The organism is Flavobacterium gyeonganense (assembly GCF_029625295.1).
GTDB lineage: Bacteria > Bacteroidota > Bacteroidia > Flavobacteriales > Flavobacteriaceae > Flavobacterium > Flavobacterium gyeonganense.
Genome location: NZ_CP121112.1, coordinates 571,445 through 591,860, shown reverse-complemented (window position 1 = coordinate 591,860; position 20,416 = coordinate 571,445). Strand labels below are relative to the sequence as shown.

Genomic DNA, 20,416 nt, shown 5'->3' with positions numbered 1-20,416 from the left:
GTTTTTATTAGAATTTGTAGCTGAATAAGTGTCTTCAGGGGCAATAATTATTTTGGTTATAAATAAATTCTTCTTCATTAAAACTAATTAAGGATAAGTTTGTCTTTAATTAAAAACCTCTTTATCTTTGTAAAGAAATTTAATCATCAAAAGTATGTTTTCAAAAGCATGTGAATACGGAATCAGGGCATCTATTTTTATTGCAACCAATTCTTCCAAAGGGATTAGGGTTGGAATAAAAGATGTTGCCAAAGAAATTGACTCTCCGGAACCTTTTACGGCAAAAATTATGCAAATCCTGACTAAAAACGGAATCATTCATTCGGCAAAAGGTGTAGGGGGCGGTTTTGAAGTTTCGGATGAAGCTGTAAAATCAATTAAGCTAATTCAGATTGTAGATGCCATTGACGGTGATAAAATTTACAGGGGATGCGGCATTGGTTTAAAAGAATGTTCCGAAGATCATCCGTGTCCTGTGCATCATGAGTTTAAAAAAATAAGGGGACTCCTTTTAGAAATGCTTGCTAAAACGACTTTAGAGCAGCTTGCTTCAGGGGTAAAATCGGGTGATTTCTTTTTAAAAACACTGAATATTAATGATTAACATTTAATAAATATTTTAATAATGAATACTAAAACCAAACTTTCATTACTAATCCTAATGGGATTTTTAACCATAACTTCTTGTGGAAAAAAGAAACTGTTCCGGCAGAAGAATCAACAGAACTAACAGAACCATCAACAGAAGGTGTACAACCTGTAGCAGCTGAAGAAAATGTTTTGCTTATTGAAGGAAATGACCAAATGCAGTTTAGTACAAACGAATTGAAAGCTGTTGCAGGAAAACCAATTAAGTTGACTTTGAAACACGTTGGTAAAATTCCCAAAGAAGCAATGGGACACAATTTGGTGATTTTACAAGAAGGAACAGACCAAGCTGCTTTCGCTTTAAAAGCTAATGATGCAAAAGCAACGGATTATATTCCAGAATCTGAAAAAGCTTCAATTATCGCTCATACTAAATTAATTGGAGGCGGGGAAGAAAATACAATTGAATTTACAATTGATAAAAAAGGATCTTACCCATTTATTTGCTCTTTCCCAGGTCACGTAGCCTTGATGAAAGGCGTATTAATTGTTGAGTAAATAACAAAGACTCCAGATACTTTAAATAGATTTTGGAGTTTTTTTAAAACCAATAAAAGATAAAAAAGTCTTTTATTAAATCAAAAAAAGATGAAAAGAGAAAAAAATTATGGATCGTTTTTGCATTGGTAATGAGTATATCATTTACAGTGCTTGGTTATTATGGTTACGAAATTTATCAGCAGGCGCCGCCGGTTTCAAAAGAAATCGTAACCGATTCCGGAAAAGTTGTTTTTAGCGAAAGCGAAATTAAAGACGGACAAAACATCTGGCAAAGTATAGGTGGGCAGGAAGTAGGATCTGTCTGGGGTCACGGAGCTTATGTGGCTCCGGACTGGACAGCTGACTGGCTGCATAGGGAAGCTTCGTTTATATTGGATATTTATGCCCAAAAAGATTTCAATAAAAAATATGAGGAATTGGATGCTGAAAAACAATCCGCTTTAAAGATTCGTCTTCAGAAAGATGTACGAACCAATCGTTACAATGCAGATACAGGTATTCTTACGATTTCTGAAAACCGTTTGGCAGCAATTGAAAGCTTAAGCGAATATTATAAAGGTCTTTTTACAAATGACCCGAAATTTGATAAACTGAGAGGCGACTATGCGATTCCGAAAAACGCTATTACAGACGTTGAAAGAATGCATAAAATGAATGCCTTTTTCTTCTGGGCAACTTGGGCAACCGTTACGAATCGTCCTGATGGAGATATTTCGTATACACACAACTGGCCGTCAGATGAATTGGTTGGGAATACTGCCACTACAGAGCTTTTAGCTTGGTCTGGAGTAAGTATTATTTTATTGATTTTAAGTGTTGGAATCTTAGTTTTCTATCATGCTAAATCTGGTGAAGAGGAGGAATTTCCATTGCCCAAAGAAGATCCATTGATCAAGCAAGGAAAAACAAAATCTATGGGATTGGTAACCAAATATTTCTGGATTGTGAGTCTGCTGATGGTTTTACAAATGGTATTCGGAATTATTACCGCGCATTATGGAGTGGAAGGAAATGGCTTATACGGAATCCCAATTGATAAAATCCTGCCTTATGCTGTAACACGCACATGGCACACCCAATTGGCCATTTTCTGGATTGCAACGGCTTGGCTGGCAACAGGACTATATATTGCTCCAGCAGTTTCGGGTAAAGATCCTAAATTCCAATGTTTTGGTATCAACTTTCTGTTTATTGCGCTTTTGATTATTGTTTTAGGCTCAATGGCTGGACAATGGTTTGGTGTTATGCAAAAACTGAATTTGGTTCAGAATTTCTGGTTCGGACATCAAGGTTACGAATATGTTGATTTGGGACGTTTCTGGCAAATTTTTCTTTTAATTGGATTGTTTTTATGGTTGGCTTTAATGATTCGTCCATTACTTCCGGTTTTAAAGAAAAAAACAGAAGAGAAAAACCTAATCATTTTGTTCTTAGTTTCTTGTACAGCAATCGCAATGTTCTACGGAGCAGGATTGATGTGGGGAAGACAAACCAATTTAGCGATTGCAGAATATTGGAGATGGTGGGTTGTTCACCTTTGGGTTGAAGGCTTTTTTGAAGTATTTGCAACAGTTGTAATTGCGTTTCTGTTTGTTCGTTTAGGATTATTAAAAACAAAAACAGCCACTTTAAATGTATTGTTTGCAACGATTATTTTTATGTCTGGAGGAATTCTAGGAACATTCCATCACTTATATTTCTCAGGAACTCCGACCGCAATTATGGCTTTGGGAGCAACATTTAGCGCTTTAGAAGTGGTTCCGTTGACTTTAATCGGATTTGAAGCGTATCAAAACTATAAAATCTCAAAATCAACGCAATGGATTGCCGATTATAAATGGCCAATTTATTTTATGATTTCTGTGGCCTTTTGGAATTTCCTTGGAGCCGGAATCTTCGGATTCATTATTAATCCGCCAATTGCATTATATTACGTGCAAGGTTTAAATACAACACCTTTACACGGACACACAGCTCTATTTGGAGTTTACGGAATGTTAGGAATTGGTTTGGTATTATTTGTTCTAAGAAGTTTATACCGAAATGTAAGCTGGAATAACAAACTACTAAAAATCACTTTCTGGTCTTTAAATATTGGTTTGTTTCTAATGGCAATTCTGAGTTTATTACCAATCGGAGTTTGGCAGGCAATTGAAAGTATCAATCACGGAATGTGGTACGCTCGTTCATCAGAATTAATGCAACAGCCAACAATGATTACCTTAAAATGGCTTCGTGTAATCGGAGATTCAATCTTCGGAATCGGATTTATTACAATGGCCTGGTTTGTATTTGAACTGACATTAAAAAACAAAAAATAATATAAATTGATTAACATGGAAAATTTAAAAAACAAAACAATAGGATCATTTGTAGCTGAGGATTTTAGAACAGCCGCAGTTTTTTCAAAATATAAAATTGATTTTTGCTGTAAAGGAAACCGAACAGTAACTGAAGTCTGCGAAAAACAAAATATTGATGCTGATACTTTATTGGAAAACGTTTATGAAGTTTTAAAATCAGGAAGCAGCGAAAGTACCGATTTTAATTCATGGCCTTTGGATTTACTGGCAGATTATATTGAGAAAACCCATCACCGTTATGTTGAAGAAAAGACAAATGTACTGCTTCCTTTTTTAGATAAATTATGCAAAGTCCACGGTGCTAATCACCCGGAATTATTCAGAATTAATGAACTTTTTATTGGCTGTGCAGGCGAATTGTCTCAGCACATGAAAAAAGAAGAATTGGTTTTATTTCCATTTATAAAACGAATGGTGAAAACCAAAGAATCTGACGGTGTTTTATCTCAACCTTCTTTCGGAACCATTTCAAATCCGATTGAAATGATGATGCACGAACACGATAATGAAGGAGAGCGTTTTAGAGAAATTGCTGCTTTAACAGATAATTATACTTCGCCGGCTGATGCCTGTACGACTTACAGAGTCACTTTTGCAATGCTGAAGGAATTCGAAGAAGATTTACACAAACACATTCATTTGGAAAACAATATCTTATTTCCAAAAGCAGTTCTTCTTGAAAAAGAATTTGTAGAAGTTGAATAAAGGTTAATTTTAATAGTGGAAAAAGCACCGATATAATATCTAGATAGGATCATTATCGGTGTTTTTTGTACGATTCAAATTTTAAAACCATATAAGTTATATAAGTTCATTTCGGTAAAACTTATAATTTCTTATATGACTTATATGGTTTAATTTTTCTATATCTTTAAATATATGAATTCTCAAAAAAGCTGGATACTTTGCTGTTTTTTTAATTTTCTGATTGTTTGTGTTTTCGGATTGTTAATGCGTTTTATGTATCTTTTTCCTTTAGATTTTCTAAACTATAGTTCTCTGCTTCATGCGCATTCGCATGTTGCCATGTTGGGCTGGGTTTATATGATTGTTTATGTTTTGGTGGTTCATTTTTTTATTCCAAAAGAAAAAAGCCTGAAACCAATTTACAGCCGTTTATTTTGGTTGACCGAGTTTTCAGTTATCGGAATGATGCTTTCCTTTCCAATTCAGGGATATGCTTTGTTTTCGATTGTTTTTTCAATAATGCATATTTTATTAAGCTATGTTTTTTGCCGTTTGGTTTGGAAAGACAGTTTGAGAGATAAATCTCCATCGCAAAGACTTTTATTGGTTTCGATTTTGTTTATGATTTTATCTACTTTTGGTGTTTGGTGCCTCGGACCAGCCGTAAGCACTTTAGGAAAACAAAGTGCTTTCTATCAAATTGCGATTCAGTTTTTTCTTCATTTTCAGTTTAATGGATGGTTTTTACTGGCAATTTTGGCTTTGTTTTTAAAACAATTTCAGAATAAAATTGATGAGGTAAAGTTTAAGAAATTTTACGTTTTGATGCTTACAGCTACATTACTAACGCTGGTATTTCCGGTTCGATGGTTTATACAAAGTGATCTTTCGATTTATATTAATGGTTTGGGAGTTTTAATTCAGTTTACTGCTTTTATTTACTTCTATAAAATGCTCAAACCTCAAATCAATCATTTCAAAAATACTTTAGATAAAACAACAAAAAGTGTTTACGGTTTGGCTTTATATTCTTTGTCTCTGAAAGTCGGAATCCAATTGCTGACTATTTTTCCAAATTTAGCTCAAGTATCCCATCAAATCAGGAATTTTGTAATTGGATTTATTCACCTAACAACTTTAGGAATTATAACCGGATTTTTGTTTGGAATTTTGTTTCAGAATAAAATGCTTTCTCCCAATTCTCCCATATTAAAAACAGGAGTGAAGTGCTTTATTTCAGGATATATTTTGACAGAAGTTTTGTTGTTTCTTCAGGGCTTGTTTTTCTTTTTTGGAGAAGGAAATATTTTAGGTTATTATCACAGTATTCTAATTTTTAGCATTCTTTTGGTACTGGGGCTGGCTTTAATTATGGTATCTATAACAACTAAAAGAAGTGTAATTTGATATTTATTTTTTTATGAATTATTTCAGGTTTAGTCTTGTTAAATAGATTATACTGAGTATTTTTCAATAAAAATAAATGACTCTCTGAATTTTAGAATAATAATGATTATTTTTGCTCGCTGATTTAAGTTAAAATTATTACGACATTATTATATTATGGTAAAAGATTTATTCGAAAGAATTCAGGACAATAAAGGACCTCTAGGAAAATGGGCTTCTCAGGCAGAAGGATATTATGTTTTTCCAAAATTAGAAGGTGAATTAGGTCCAAGAATGAAATTTCACGGAAAAGATATTCTAAACTGGAGTTTAAATGATTATTTAGGTTTAGCAAATCATCCGGAAGTTCGTCAGGCAGATACAGATGCAGCAATTCAGTTTGGTGCTGCTTACCCGATGGGAGCCCGTATGATGTCTGGACACACTACGTATCACGAACAATTAGAAAATGAACTGGCTGAATTTGTAATGAAAGAATCAGCTTATTTATTGAATTTTGGTTATCAGGGAATGGTTTCAATCATTGATGCTTTGGTTACTAAAAATGACATTATTGTTTATGATGTAGATTCGCATGCGTGTATCATTGATGGTGTTCGTTTACACATGGGTAAACGTTTTACCTACAAACACAATGATCTTGAAAGTATGGAGAAAAACCTGCAGCGTGCTACAAAAATGGCTGAGGAAACAGGTGGAGGTATTTTATTTATTACTGAAGGTGTTTTCGGAATGCGTGGTCAGCAGGGGAAATTAAAAGAAATCGTTGCTTTTAAAGAAAAATACAATTTCCGTTTATTAGTAGATGATGCTCATGGTTTTGGTACTTTAGGAAAAACTGGTGCCGGTGCAGGAGAGGAGCAGGGAGTTCAGGATGGTATTGATGTTTACTTTTCTACTTTTGCAAAATCTATGGCTAATATTGGTGCTTTCGTAGCAGCTGACAAAACAGTTATCGATTATCTTAAATACAACTTACGTTCTCAAATGTTTGCAAAAGCATTGCCAATGATCCAGACACTTGGTTCTTTGAAACGTTTGGAATTATTGCGTAAATCTTCTGCTATTAAAGATAAACTTTGGGAAAACGTAAATGCATTGCAAAGTGGACTTAAAGAAAAAGGATTCAATATCGGTGATACAAACACTTGTATTACACCAGTATATTTAGAAGGAAGTATTCCTGAAGCGATGGTGATGGTAAACGATTTAAGAGAAAACTATGGTATTTTCCTTTCTATCGTTGTGTATCCTGTTATTCCAAAAGGGATTATTTTGTTAAGAATGATTCCTACGGCTTCTCACACTTTGGCTGATATCGAAGAGACACTTACAGCGTTCGAAGCCATTCGCGAAAAATTAGTCAATGGTACATACAAGGAGATTGCAGAACGCACTACAGTGGATGTTTCTTAATTTAAATACATTCAATTCCTAATATGGAAATTATATAAAAAAAATCCACTCCTGATAAGAGTGGATTTTTTTATATTGAATTAATTTTATAGGAATAAACAGTAAAAATAAAAAATCATGAAAAAAGTATCAGTATTAGTAATCATTATGTTTAGTGTTTTGTCCTGTAAAAAAGAAACAACACAGCCGCAACCTCAAATTACCCCAAGCGCTCCTAAAGAAGCAGAAATTGTAGAGCCTGCAGGAGATCAGTGTTATACCTGGAATTCGAATGGAAGTGTAATCGAAATGAGCTTTAACGTAAACTCACATCAGGAAGTAAACGGAAAACTAAGCTATAATTTAGCAGGAAAAGACAGAAATGAAGGCACTATAATCGGAAACATGGTTGGCGACACCCTGATTGCTGATTATACATTTAATTCAGAAGGTGTTTCTTCTGTAAGACAGGTTGTATTTCTGCAAAAAGACGGAACTTTTATCGAAGGATATGGAGAAACTGTCACAGCTAATGATAAGGTGAGTTTTAAAGATAAAAAGAAATTAAAATTTGATACAAAAAATACATTGACTAAAGTAGACTGTACTGAGTAACTAGTTATAAAACATATAATAAAACAAAACGTCCGATTTTTTTTCGGACGTTTTGTTTTATAGCTATTCTCATGTAGTTTTAATTCTACACCAGCATTAATATTATTCGACTCTAAAGCATCCGTTTTTTCTCGTATAAAAATTAAATTTGCTTCTGTTAAGTTAATGTAAATTAAGCATTGGTGGAAATTTGATATGAATAAATTAAATGATGTATATGAGATTACCTCTGATGATTTTGACTCGGTAAAAGACATTATTTATGAATCTAAACTAATTGATGAGAAACTTCTTAATTTAGAAAATGCCGTATTGTTTATTAAAGATAAATTAAGCCGGAATAAAGCAAAAATATTTGTCAAAAAACAGCAGGATATAGTAGTTGCTTTTGCTGTATTGCATTATAAAATAAACCCATTGTCTATTCTTGAATACAATTGGCATATCTCCTATCTCTATGTTAAAACAGATTTTAGAAGAAAATCAATTGGCAGAGAAATTATGACAAAATGTTTTGACCATGCCAGAGCAAATAATGTTAAACATATTTCATTAAATACAGATACTGAAAATTTTGCAGCGCACCAGCTTTACGAAAGTTTTGGTTTCATCAGAAAAAGTTTCATTTCGAATTATTATTACTATGAAATTAAACTGTAGCATCATCATCCTATTAAATAAAGAGCATTGAATTAAAATTTAGAATAAAAATATAAGCGCTAAACATATGGTAATAAAATTATTTAAGAGTTATATTAAAAATTTCACTCAATTTTCTGTCGAAGTAAAAGTTCTGGCAGTGGCTACATTTGTTAACAGACTGGGCGCAATGGTTGTTCCATTTCTTTCTAAATACATGCTGGAAGAATTGCACTTTAGTTATAGTCAGATCGGCTGGGTTATGGTTTTTTTTGGTACTGGTTCTTTTATTGGAACGTGGATCAGTGGGAAACTCTCCGATAAAATAGGTTTTTATAAAGTGATGGTTTTCAGTCTTTTTACAAGTGGTTTACTGTTTATTTTGCTTCAGTTTCTGACTACTTTTTATAGTTTTTGTTTTGGGGTTTTACTACTCACAACGATTTCAGATATGTACAGGCCGGCAATGCTGGTTTCATTAGATACTTACGCAGACAAAAAAGAACGTACAAAAGCAATATCCTTAATTCGTTCCTCAGTTAATTTAGGTTTTATGTTTGGCCCTTTGATCGGTGGAATTATTATTACAATTTCAAGTTATAGCTTTTTATTTTACATTGACGGGCTGACCTGTATTTTGAGTATTTTATTATTTGTGTTTTTTGTGAAAGAGAAAAAACTGCTCTATAGGCTCAATGCTTTTAAATATTTAAAAGAAGAAAATTCCTTACTCGAAGACAAGCCATTTTTAATACATCTGGTAGTTACGCTAATAACAGGCATATTGTTTTTTCAGATGTTTACTACCTTATCCCTTTATTATAAGGAAGTCTTTAACTTTACAAGTGTCGAAAGCGGGTTATTTCTGGCTTTAAACGGAGTGATAATATTACTTTTTGAACTCTCAATTGTTTCTTTTGTAGAATCGCGAAACATCAATAAACTTCTAATGGTTTCTTACGGCATTCTTGCTATGAGCATTAGTTATTTATTTTTATTGATTGAACACAATGTTACAGCCTTAATTTTGATGATGATTTTTATGACAATTGGTATCATGCTGACTTTTCCGTTCGCCAATTCATTTGTTAAAAAAAGGTCTCTTAAAAAACAGGAAGGTAAATTCATGGCTGCTTTTACAATGAGTTATAGTATTGCCCATATATTAAGTACCAAATCGGGCATGGCAATTATTGAATTGTACGGCTATAAAGCAAACTGGATGTTTTTGTCCTGCCTTGGATTTGCAGGCTTTATTTTGGCATATCAGCTGATCTTTATTGTAAAAAAAGAAAAAGAACAGATTAAGGCTAAAATTATTCAATCGTTATTTTCTGAGTCAAATTAGATTAGCAAATAATATTGTATATTTTTAAAACGATATAAATAAAAAAGAGCTTATTGAAATAATTCTCAATAAGCTCCTTTTTTTATCACGATATAAATTGCTCAATACATTTATGAGAACCTACATTCAAGTGCATCAGATTTAATATTCACGCAAGATTTGCAAGAATTATAATTTACCTGAAATCTCTTTTTTGTATTTATTCAGTAAAGCTCTGGTTAATCCTAAATTTGCTTTAGTAGAATCTACTGCTAAATAGATAAAATATTCATTGTTTTCTGAAATGTCAATGATGTGAATCTGTTCTGTAAGCGAAATCATGATTTCATCGATTGATTGGGATAATCCAAGTGCATTTATGGCATTCAGTTTTGCTTTAACTACCTCAAGATTGAAGGCAGAAGCAAGTTCAGGATCAAAACTGGATACTGCGGAATTGCTGTAATAAGAAATACCACTTTTAATTTCGGTTATCGCAATTGCGATATAACCAGGAACGTTTTTCTTAATTTCATCCCCAAACTGTTGTAAAAAATCTGACATTATAAATTGTTTTTAATTGTTTTTATTGAATTTTTTATTTCTAAATGTTAAAAAACACTCTTAATCTTTTTTGAACGGTCAACTACGTACGATACTAACCATGCAATTTGCCCTTCTTTGGCAAAATATATTTTTTTTGACTTCAGATTAGGAATGCTCTCCAGGCTGGCTATCAAAATAGTATTGGCAGCAATTAAATGCCTCTGACTGTAGGTGTTTATAACTTTATCTGCATTTTTATTGGTTTTAGCTAAGTTTTCGTATACAGTAAAATTATTTTTTAAAATAGCATCATAATCAATAATATCCTGCAATTGCAGCGGTACAAAATGATCGTCTTCATTATTTTTGTTATAAAAAAGAGTGGTAAAAGCCCAAAGGGCACCTCCGGATAAATAAATTTTCCTCTTATTTAGTGAAGTTGGTTTAGAGTTAAGTACATTCTTTATTTTTTCTCTTAAAATGGGAGCGTATTCAAATGCTTTCTCCTTGTAAACAGACATACTATTAATCTCACTAGGGATTACAATGGTTTTATTTATAGCTTCTGTTAAAGTAATCGTACCATATTCCAGTTTTAGAGGGAAAAACTCAAATTTATTTTCCAGCACATTTACGTATCCTCCTTTGGTATTGCCTCCTCCAATATCAAGGATTAATGCGTCACCGTATTCTGTTGGAGGTATAGAACCTTTTAGGAGCATTTTACCCTCAGTATCAGCATCAATAAAATCAAGATCCTTATTAGTCAGGGATTTTATTTTATTAATTAAATCTGCCGTATTATTCGCCATTGCTACTCCGGAAGAGCCAACAATAAAAATATTTTCATCAGCAACATTATATTTTTTTTTAATGGTCAGTAAATTTCCGTAGACAATGTTTACCGCATTATTAATATCATCCTGGGCAAGGCTGCCATCGATAGAAATATTTTTAGCAATACCAACATTTTCTGTCCAAAAAGCAAGTATGCTGTAATCCCCTTTTTTAATATTATTTACATCAATTACAGAGAATTTTATTCCTTTACTTCCAATTTCTATTCCTGCATAAATGTCTTTTTGGGCAAAAGATTTTAAAGAGAAAAAAAGAATCGTGATTATTATATAATGGATTGATTTTTTTGCATTGTATTTTTTTGTTGAATACTTTATTACTGAGTTATTTTTAAATGCAGGATATCAATTAGTGAAGTTTTTCAGGAGTACAAATTTCATTATTAACCGGAGAGAAATTTGTAGTCAATCAATTCATTTTATGTAGAATTAATTCTACAATCTTTCGCTTTCTTAATTTGTAGTTTTGATAGGTAATTGATGGTGTGATTTAGGATTCTATTTTATAATTATAAAACCTCTCATCTACAGAAAATTTTTGGGTTTTTTAAGATAAAATATATAACGATTTTGAAAACTTAAAACCCGAAAATACCGTATATGTTATAAAATTTAATTACTGAAAGATGTTTAGATACAAATTTGGTTACTGATAAATCACGTTTATTAATGATTGACTAAAATTAGAGTAACAAGAGTAACATGAGATAGATAATTATAATAAAAATTTGCCGGATAAATCAATTAAAATTTTGAGATTGTAAATATGAATTAAGAAAAATTTGCATTTCAAAATTATTTTATAGCCCCAATGAAAAATAAATTTAAAGTTTTACTAGTTGACGATCATAGCGTAGTGCGGCATGGTCTTTCTTTGTTATTGAAAAGCATTTGCGAAGAGGTTGAAATCGCTCATGCTGATAGTTTTGAAGATCTTCTAAGTAAATTAAAAGAAAACCAGGATTTAATTTTTTTAGACATCAGTATTCCAGGAGGCAATAGTACAAAAATGGTTCAGGAGATTAGGTTAAATTATCCGGACTTGTTGATTATGATGTTTTCTGCTTATGATGAATCGCATTACGCTCTGCGTTATATTCATGCAGGAGCCAATGGATTCTTAAATAAATACAGTAAAGATGAAGAAATTATCCAGGCTGTAGAATCCGTACTTGAAACAGGCAAATATATAAGCAACGTTGTAAAAAATAAAATTATCGAAAACGCTTTATATAATCTCCCAGTAAACCCCTTAGAAAAACTGTCAGAGAGAGAAATCGAAGTTGCAGAACTTCTTGTCAGCGGTGATGGAAATATCGAAATATCAAATAAGTTAAATATCCAAATGACAACTGTCAGCACTTTCAAAAGCAGGATTTTTGAAAAACTCGGAATTAATAATGTGGTTAAGTTGATTGATATTTTGAAGATTTACAATAATTAAAAATGAATCATTACAATGATTTAGAGCAGGTCAAATGTTTATTGTACATTGTAATCCTCGTAAATTTTTGTTCTTTCCCCCATCAAAAACATTTTTTTCTTAAGAAAATGAATAGAAAACTGGCTGTACATCCATTCGTCGCTGTCTTCTGTCCTGTACCAAAATGTATATGAGGCACTGTTGTATCCGTCTTTACGTATAGCGGTGCCTTCCCAGTTGCATTCTATCCCCCAATTTATTTTTTTCTTCGTCATATTGTCATATTGTATCACGCCGGTTCCATCTTCATTTAAAACCGTGCTTGGCTCTTTTTTGTCCGGCGGCAGGAATGTACCTGTGATATGATAAGGAAGTGTAGTGGTAATATAATGCTCTTTTGACTTATATACGATTTGATCAACCTGAACTTGTGAATATGATTTTACAGTAACAAAAAATAAGATAAAAAGGAATGTTTTTAGGAATTTCATTTTACGCAGGTTTTTTGGGTTTTTGGAATTTCTTTGATATGGGGATTTCTTTGGCTAATATACTTTAATTTTTGCAAGAAAATAACTGTTCATTTTTGAATTTAACGTTAAAAAAATAATTATTCGAAAACAAAATAAGCAATAAAAAAAGCCTCAGCAATATTTATTTGCTGAGGCTTTATATAATAATGAAAAATAAATTTAGTTTTTCTCAATCCATTTTCTGGCGTTAACAAACGCTTCATGCCAAGGCGAAACCTCGTCGTTTCTGTCTTTTGGATAATGCGCCCAGTTCCATTGGAAAGTAGAACGCTCAATATGAGGCATCATAACCAAATGTCTTCCTGTTTTATCACACATCATAGCAGTGTTGTAATCAGAACCGTTAGGGTTTGCAGGATAACCTTCGTAAGCATATTTAGAAACAATGTTGTATTGATCTTCTGCATAAGGTAATTTGAATTTACCTTCTCCGTGAGAAACCCAAACTCCTAAAGTGCTTCCAGCCAAAGTCGATAACATAACTGAGTTATTTTCTTGAACTTTTACAGAAGTAAAGATACTTTCGTGTTTCTGGCTTTCGTTATGGTGCATTTTTCCGTGAACTTCATGCTCTGGATTAATAACCTCCAATTCCATAAACAATTGGCATCCGTTACAGATTCCAACAGATAAAGTATCTTCTCTTTTGAAGAATTTATCTAAAGCTGTTTTTGCTTTTTCGTTGTATAAGAAAGCTCCCGCCCAACCTTTCGCAGAACCTAAAACATCTGAATTAGAGAATCCTCCAACAGCACCAATAAACTGAATATCTTCAAGCGTTTCACGACCAGAAATTAGATCGGTCATGTGAACGTCTTTTACATCAAAACCTGCCAAGTACATAGCATTTGCCATTTCACGCTCAGAATTACTTCCTTTTTCACGAATAATAGCCGCTTTTGGTCTTGATTTAGAATTGTCGATTTCTGGTTTCTTTCCTGTAAAATGTGCAGGGAAAGTATAATTTAAAACTTGATTTTTATAGTTTTCAAAACGTGCTTGAGCTCTTCCGTTTTTAGATTGTTTTTGATCTAATAAATAAGAAGTTTCGAACCAAATATCTCTGTAAGTTGGGATATTTAAAGTCCATAGTCCTAAGTCCAAAGTCTCAGTAGTTGTTGCTTCTCCAATTTTGAAGAACTCAATATTATTCACTTTCAATTTAGCTTCAACTGCTTCGTTTGAGTTTGCCTGGAATACGATTCCGATGTTTTCTGCGAAAAGGATTTTCAATAAGTCTTTTTCCGCGAAAGCGCTGAAATCAATTTTTGCTCCAAGATTTACATCAGCAAAACACATTTCTAATAAAGTAGTGATTAAACCACCGCTTCCGATATCGTGTCCAGCTAAAATTTGGTTTTCACCAATTAATTCCTGGATAGTGTTAAATGCATTTTTGAAGAAAGCCGAATCTTTAATGGTTGAAGTTTCGTTTCCGATTGTATTTCTAATTTGTGCAAAAGACGAACCTCCTAATTTGAAATCATCTTGAGACAAATTGATATAATAGATTGAATCTCCGTCTTTTTGTAAAACAGGCTCTACTACTTTTTTAATATCTGTACAGTTTCCAGCAGCAGAAATAATAACCGTTCCCGGTGCAATCACTTCATCATTTGGATATTTTTGTTTCATCGAAAGTGAATCTTTTCCTGTCGGAATATTGATTCCCAATTCGATTGCAAAATCTGAACAAGCTTGAACAGCTTCGTATAAACGCGCATCTTCACCTTCATTTTTACAAGCCCACATCCAGTTTGCAGAAAGAGAGACACCTTTGATACCGTTGATAATTGGAGCCCAAACTAAGTTTGATAAAGATTCTGCAATTGCATTTCTAGAACCAGCAGCAGGATCAATCAAGGCTGCGATAGGAGCGTGCCCGATAGAAGTTGCAATTCCTTCTTTACCTAAATAATCCAGAGCCATAACGCCGACATTATTCAAAGGTAATTGTAGCGGCCCTGCATTTTGCTGTTTTGCTACTTTTCCTCCAACGCAACGGTCCACTTTGTTTGTTAACCAGTCTTTTGAAGCAACCGCTTCTAAACGTAAAACGTCTTTTAAGTAAGATTCGAAATCATTTTCAGAATAAGAAACATCAGCATATTTTCTGTCAACCGTTTTGTCTGTCATGATTGTTTTTGGAGAACTTCCAAAGAAATCTTCCAAAGCATAATCCATTGGTTTAGAACCGTTAGATTGTGATTGAAATGTAAAGCGGTGATCTCCCGTTACATCTCCAACCTGATACATTGGCGAACGCTCTCTGTCGGCAATTCTTTGTAATGTATCAATATCTTTTTGACCAATAACCAATCCCATTCTTTCCTGAGATTCGTTACCAATAATTTCTTTTGCCGAAAGCGTTGGGTCTCCTACAGGTAATTTATCTAAATCGATTAAACCTCCAGTTTCTTCAACTAGCTCAGAAAGACAGTTTAAGTGTCCACCCGCACCGTGATCGTGAATAGAAACAATTGGGTTATTGTCGCTTTCTACTAAACCACGAATCGCGTTTGCCGCACGTTTTTGCATTTCAGGATTTGAACGCTGAATTGCATTTAACTCAATTCCTGAACCAAAAGCTCCTGTATCTGCAGAAGAAACTGCAGCACCACCCATTCCGATTCTATAATTTTCTCCACCTAAGATTACGATTTTATCGCCCTCTTGTGGTTTCTTTTTAATTGATTGATCCAGTTTTCCGTATCCAATTCCTCCCGCTTGCATGATTACTTTGTCGTAACCAATTTTACGGTCGTTTTCTGAATGTTCGAAAGTTAAAACAGAACCTGTAATTAACGGCTGGCCAAATTTATTTCCGAAATCAGAAGCTCCATTTGAAGCTTTGATCAAAATATCCATTGGTGTTTGGTACAACCATTTTCTTTCTTCAACTGCATTTTCCCATTTTCTGTCTTCTTTCAAACGAGAGTAAGAAGTCATGTAAACAGCAGTTCCAGCTAATGGCAATGAACCTTGTCCACCAGCTAAACGGTCACGAATTTCTCCTCCAGAACCTGTCGCCGCTCCGTTGAAAGGCTCAACTGTTGTTGGGAAATTGTGTGTTTCTGCTTTTAATGAAATAACCGAATCAAATTCTTTTACTTCATAAAAATCTGGTTTGTCAGCAGATTTTGGCGCAAATTGCTGCACTTTTGGCCCTTTTACAAAAGCAACGTTGTCTTTGTAAGCAGACACAATATCGTTAGGATTTTCCTGTGATGTCTTTTTGATTAATTTGAAAAGAGAAGTCTCTTTTTCTTCACCATCAATAACAAAAGTTCCGTTAAAAATTTTGTGACGGCAGTGCTCTGAGTTTGCCTGAGAGAAGGCGAAAATTTCAGAATCAGTTAATTTTCTTCCTAGTTTAGCAGCAAGATTGTTTAGGTAATCAACTTCTTCTTCGCTTAAAGCTAAACCTTCAACTTTGTTGTAAGTGGCAATATCTTCAATCTCCAGAATTGGTTCTGGCTGAATGTTGATCGTGAAGATTTCCTGATCTAATTCGTTGAATTTTTGAGAAAGCATCGGATCAAAATCAGTGAAACTTTCCGTTGCCTGATGAAATTCTTCGATTCTGATAATGCCCGGAATTCCCATATTTTGAGTGATTTCTACAGCATTTGTGCTCCAAGGGGTAATCATTGTAGCGCGCGGACCAACAAAAAATCCTGTTAATGCAGATTTTTCTATCTTACTTGCGTTGGCAAAAAGCCAGTTTAATTTTGAAATGTCTTGAGCTGAAATTTCGTTTTGCGTTTGTACTGCAAAAACAGTTTTGCTTTGGTTTTCAAAGAAATGGATCATTTGTGTAGTTTGTTGTTTTGAAGGTGCAAATTTAGTCAATTCAATTCAATAAAAAAAGCGGCAATTTGCCGCTTTTTAATTCTGTATCGCCTGATTTTCATTAATTGATTATTAATTTTTTAGTCAGTGTTTTTGAATCTTTAGTTATTTTAATAAGATAAGTGCCTTTTGAAAAATCTTGAACTTCAATCGTTTTATTATTAGTGTTTTGTCTTTCAAAAACCTTTTGCCCTAACAGTGAATAAATAGCTATTGTGAAAGATTCATCACTACCATCTTTAAAATTAATTGTGAACTGGTGTGTAACAGGATTAGGGTAAATTGAAAATTCAGTAGTATTAAACTCTTCATTTGATAATGTAACGGTATGGCTTCCAAGTCCTGAACATGTATCTTTAGGATATGAATCCCACTCTCCGGTTTTGTTGAAAGTAGTATTTGGCCCCGTTACAGTAGGTTTTCTTCTTAATGTTTCATCTATCGCAAAATTGGGAGCTCCTCCGTTAAAAGTTCCGATAATGTCAATCAAAACATTATTTTTAAATAAACCAATCGGATCATTTCCATTATATTGAAGATCAGTACTATTGCTTGATAAATTAGCACTAGCTGGATTATAGCAGCTTGTAGCGGCTAAATTATAGGCAATTACATAAGAAGTGCCATCATTGATTGTTCCGGTTAGAGCTAATCCTGGTCCCCATGCTCCGGCACCATTCGATTGTTTTTTAATTGAATAGTCTGATAAGTTTACTGTTGTTCCGGTGAAATTTGATATCTCTAGTATCTTGTTATTGCTACTGCCTTCAACATATTCTGTAAAGAAAATTTCAGAACCTGTATTTCCACCTCCGGTTGAAGCTGCTGTAACTCCGTTCACAGTTGAACTTGGAACTGATATGTTATTAGAAGCATCTCTGGCAACTACATAAAAGGCGTAAGAGGTAGAAGGTGTAAGCCCTGTTATTGTAGCACTCAGTCCAGTTTCATTTTGTTTAAAAACCGAGTTGACATATACTGCATATCCAGTAACACCTACGTTATCTGTAGCAGCTGACCATGTTAAATTAACAGAGTTAGAGGTACTTGATGCTACAGCTAAATTTGAAGGGGCTGTTGGAACAGTTGTATCATCTGCTTCAGTAGTCCATATAGCAGCAACATATTCCGGATGATCGATATAAGGATTGCGATTGTTCTGGCGTGCATAAATGGCATTATTACGAGCTATTTCGCGGGCACTTACAGGATCTTGGTTGTGCCAGGCAATAAGCTGACTTAAAAATGCAGGAGTAAAAACTTTGTTTGAAGTTCCGTTAAACATTGGATATGAATAACCTGCAACAGTATTTTCGTAGCGTGTTGCAAAATAAAAATACATTCTGGCAATGTCACCTTTAAATTCATCTATGGGCTCAAAAACGAGTCCCGAATAACCTGCAGTTGTACTTGCACCTAATTTGCTTCCGTTTAAACTTGTCTGTGTTGGTGTTGCTACAACCGAATGCGGATAATTAGATCGTACTCCGTTTACTTTTCCATCAGTTGGAGTTATAAAATGAGCATCAGAAACCATTGGTGCTTTTTCATCAAATACAGATTGCGGAATAATGTGCTCTCTGTTGTAACAGTCACCTTCATTTGAATATCCGGCTGATCCGCATCTTTGTGTGGCACCTGCGCTGTAATTATAAGGATCATTTCCGTTAGGGTTTTCTGAGTACATATCTAGTATTGATCCGTCATTTTCATAAAAATTATCAATATCAGATGTCTGATAAGTAACATATAAGCCTGAATAGCCATTATCAGTGTGATCTTTAATGATATTGTACAATTGAGTTTTTAGGGTATAACCTGTTCCGGTAGCTGTAGAATAATAATTAGCCGGTGCCTGGGCAGAGCAAAAAACTGCATAAAACGTAAATAACAGAATGTAAAATTTTTTCATAAATAAAAGTAGTTTGCTGGATACAATTAAAATGGATATTGATTATTTGGTCCAAAATTACTTGATCAAATCTACTATAATGTTATGAAATCTTTAATAATAATGATTTTTGTTATATTTTTTTATTTAAAAATTTAGCTAAGTTTATAATTGCTTTGGGAAGTCTTTATTCTGATAAGCACCCAAATCAGGAGGAGAGGTTCTTGTGTTACCAATAATATCCAGCGGAATATTATATGCCTGATTTCCTTTCGCGAAAGCGGCAGAAGTATTATCAATGTTAAGTTTATTCAGGTTGATGTTGAAAAACTTAGGGTTTTCGTTTAAAATAATAGCGTTATAATGTGCTGTATCTGTTCCAAATTGATAATCAGGATTTGATGTGCTGCCGAATTTCAGTAAACAATTATTTAACTGATAAACAAAAGCAGTATTTGCATTTTTATCTAAATTGAATTCATTACTATTCGAACCATAAATAATGCAATTGTTAAAAGTTGCCTGAGTAAGCGGATTCGTTTCCGGTGTTGCTCCGTCAAGTTTGTTACTCAAATTAACAGCAAATTGTTGTCCGCCGGACCAAGTGTTATTAAATGTGCAGTGAGTAAATTTATAATCCCCTCCGTAAACGCATGATAAAGCTGCTAAACCGGCATAATTTATAACGATGTTTTCTCCGTTAATTTTAGCGTTTTGAGCAAGGATTCCGTAATTGGAACAATCGTAAATCTGTGTGTTTTTAATCTGAAAAGTGGTGGCATCCTGATTTCTTATATCCAAACCAATTTTAGCATTCTTTAGAGTTAAATGATTGATGGAATGATTGGTACTTCCGTCAGTAAATATAACCGAATTCCATTGTCCGGGAACATCAGAATATTCAGGTTCTAAGCGATCTCCTTCAAAAATAACTTCGTTTTCTAAATTCTTAGTTGTAGATATATTTCCATTGACTTGAAATGTAGCTTTATTGCTTACATAAAGCCCTGAATTATCATGAAAATGTACTCTTGCACCGGCTTCAAAAGTCACCGTTTTGTTTTCGGGAACTCCTGCATATCCATAAATTACGTACGGTTTTTGTTTTGTAAAAAGTAATTCGTTTCCGTTTGTTTCGTCATTCTCATCCAGGTAAAATCCGTCCACGTCTTTACCGTCAATCTCAATTTTTTCTTTGGTTCCATCAGGATTTTTCTTCGGATATAAAAATACAGCATCCTGAATCAGAGTTACCAAAGCTACTTTTTGAAGATTTGAGCCACTGTCAAACTGAATTTCATCGGTATATAAAAAATCAACTGGATTAGCATCGGTAATATCTGCTGTGGTTTCGATAAAAATATACAAACTGTCTTTGGCTAAAAGCGTCACATTATTGAAAATCTTGCCATTATTTCCGTTCATCCCATCAACGGTCATTCGGTATTTAGAATTTAAGCCATTTTTTAGCTGAATAACCGGAATGTTAATATCGTCTTTGCCTCGATTGTAAACTTTCAAATTATAAGTGCTTGATCCGATGTTTTTAAAAACGGTATCCAAATAAACAGTGTCTTTTGAAAATTTTAAATCCCCTGAACTGGCAACCGTATCAAAATCAGTCCGGCATGAACTGGCAGCTAAAAGAATTCCTAAAATAAAGAGCACAAAATAATGACGCATTTGATTTGTTTTTCTGTAAAAATAACAAAAATCTGATATGCGAAAAGGG

16 protein-coding genes are annotated in these 20,416 nt (G+C 33.6%); 10 read left to right on the top strand and 6 right to left on the bottom strand.

The genetic code is table 11. The features are described 5' to 3' along the window. Positions 1–154 precede the first annotated feature (154 nt). From P5P89_RS02365 to P5P89_RS02325, 9 genes are all read left to right on the top strand, one after another. Entirely contained in the window at positions 155–604 is a 450-nt protein-coding gene (locus P5P89_RS02365) for an RrF2 family transcriptional regulator (RefSeq protein ID WP_163394196.1), read from the top strand. An 80-nt stretch (positions 605–684) separates the two neighbouring features. Continuing rightward, a complete protein-coding gene (gene azu / locus P5P89_RS02360) occupies positions 685–1,146 on the top strand; it encodes an azurin (protein ID WP_278010574.1) in 462 nt (153 codons plus the stop codon). 131 nt (positions 1,147–1,277) lie between these two features. Further along, complete coding sequence (locus P5P89_RS02355; RefSeq protein ID WP_278010573.1) at positions 1,278–3,470, top strand: nitric-oxide reductase large subunit; 2,193 nt, start codon at positions 1,278–1,280, stop codon at positions 3,468–3,470. A gap of 15 nt (positions 3,471–3,485) precedes the next feature. Then, complete coding sequence (gene ric, locus P5P89_RS02350) at positions 3,486–4,217, top strand: iron-sulfur cluster repair di-iron protein (RefSeq protein WP_278010572.1); 732 nt, start codon at positions 3,486–3,488, stop codon at positions 4,215–4,217. A gap of 174 nt (positions 4,218–4,391) precedes the next feature. Next, positions 4,392–5,606 carry a hypothetical protein gene (locus tag P5P89_RS02345; protein WP_278010571.1) on the top strand — a complete coding sequence of 405 codons (1,215 nt, stop codon included), beginning with the start codon at positions 4,392–4,394 and terminating at the stop codon, positions 5,604–5,606. A gap of 156 nt (positions 5,607–5,762) precedes the next feature. After that, a complete protein-coding gene (gene capB, locus P5P89_RS02340) occupies positions 5,763–7,022 on the top strand; it encodes a cysteate-C-fatty acyltransferase (protein WP_278010570.1) in 1,260 nt (419 codons plus the stop codon). Between the two features lie 117 nt (positions 7,023–7,139). After that, entirely contained in the window at positions 7,140–7,616 is a 477-nt protein-coding gene (locus tag P5P89_RS02335) for a hypothetical protein (protein ID WP_278010569.1), read from the top strand. Positions 7,617–7,811: 195 nt separating this feature from the next. Continuing rightward, positions 7,812–8,276, top strand: coding sequence for a GNAT family N-acetyltransferase (locus P5P89_RS02330; RefSeq protein ID WP_278010568.1), 465 nt, complete (start codon positions 7,812–7,814; stop codon positions 8,274–8,276). 67 nt (positions 8,277–8,343) lie between these two features. Next, on the top strand, positions 8,344–9,603 hold the full coding sequence (locus P5P89_RS02325) for an MFS transporter (protein ID WP_278010567.1): 1,260 nt from the start codon (positions 8,344–8,346) through the stop codon (positions 9,601–9,603). A gap of 168 nt (positions 9,604–9,771) precedes the next feature. On the opposite strand, the gene P5P89_RS02320 is transcribed toward P5P89_RS02325, so the two are convergent. Further along, positions 9,772–10,146, bottom strand: coding sequence for a hypothetical protein (locus tag P5P89_RS02320; RefSeq protein WP_223683395.1), 375 nt, complete (start codon positions 10,144–10,146; stop codon positions 9,772–9,774). A gap of 47 nt (positions 10,147–10,193) precedes the next feature. Further along, positions 10,194–11,090: a Ppx/GppA phosphatase family protein gene (locus P5P89_RS02315; RefSeq protein WP_278011976.1), complete on the bottom strand. Its 897-nt coding sequence runs from the start codon at positions 11,088–11,090 to the stop codon at positions 10,194–10,196. Between the two features lie 706 nt (positions 11,091–11,796). Between P5P89_RS02315 and P5P89_RS02310 the strand changes: the two genes are divergently transcribed. Next, positions 11,797–12,429 (top strand): response regulator transcription factor, encoded by a 633-nt coding sequence (locus tag P5P89_RS02310; RefSeq protein ID WP_278010566.1) that lies wholly within the window; start codon positions 11,797–11,799, stop codon positions 12,427–12,429. A gap of 38 nt (positions 12,430–12,467) precedes the next feature. On the opposite strand, the gene P5P89_RS02305 is transcribed toward P5P89_RS02310, so the two are convergent. The 4 genes from P5P89_RS02305 to P5P89_RS02290 form a co-directional block, all read right to left on the bottom strand. Beyond that, entirely contained in the window at positions 12,468–12,899 is a 432-nt protein-coding gene (locus P5P89_RS02305) for a hypothetical protein (RefSeq protein WP_278010565.1), read from the bottom strand. Positions 12,900–13,100: 201 nt separating this feature from the next. Then, a complete protein-coding gene (gene purL / locus P5P89_RS02300) occupies positions 13,101–16,754 on the bottom strand; it encodes a phosphoribosylformylglycinamidine synthase (RefSeq protein ID WP_278010564.1) in 3,654 nt (1,217 codons plus the stop codon). Positions 16,755–16,854: 100 nt separating this feature from the next. Then, positions 16,855–18,705 carry an endonuclease gene (locus P5P89_RS02295; RefSeq protein WP_278010563.1) on the bottom strand — a complete coding sequence of 617 codons (1,851 nt, stop codon included), beginning with the start codon at positions 18,703–18,705 and terminating at the stop codon, positions 16,855–16,857. A 144-nt stretch (positions 18,706–18,849) separates the two neighbouring features. After that, positions 18,850–20,367, bottom strand: a complete 1,518-nt coding sequence (locus P5P89_RS02290) for a hypothetical protein (protein ID WP_278011975.1) — start codon at positions 20,365–20,367, stop codon at positions 18,850–18,852. Between the last annotated feature and the right edge of the window lie 49 nt (positions 20,368–20,416).